Below are 289 nucleotides of genomic sequence, written 5' to 3'. Positions count from 1 at the left end.
CGGTTCATGGCCCGGCCGAACGCCCCGACGTAGCCGGACGCGGACCACAGGGCGGTGAGGATACCGATGAGCAGGGTGAGTCCGGCGGCGGAGTTGCTGCTGAGCTGCTGGACGGGTTCGCGGATCGCGTCCACGGTGTCGGCGGGTGCGAAGCCCTGGACGATCTCCAGCAGCGCCCCGGTGGTTTTCTCGGGCTGTCCGAAGATGCCCAAGAGCGATACGAGGGCCAGCAGCGCCGGGAAGATCGAGAGGACGGAGTAGTACGTGAGCGCGGCGGCGAGGTCGGGGC

Annotated in this window: 1 protein-coding gene; it reads right to left on the bottom strand. The window is 69.2% G+C overall.

Annotation, left to right across the window (positions count from 1 at the left end; all coding sequences use genetic code 11):
- Positions 1-289 (bottom strand): YihY/virulence factor BrkB family protein (locus FS787_RS17885; protein WP_186329245.1); only part of this gene is annotated, 289 nt, incomplete at both ends.

The organism is Arthrobacter sp. U41 (genome assembly GCF_007679325.1).
Taxonomy (GTDB): Bacteria; Actinomycetota; Actinomycetes; order Actinomycetales; family Micrococcaceae; genus Arthrobacter.
The sequence above is the reverse complement of the archived record's forward strand: the minus strand, read 5'-3'. Positions and strand labels throughout refer to the sequence as shown.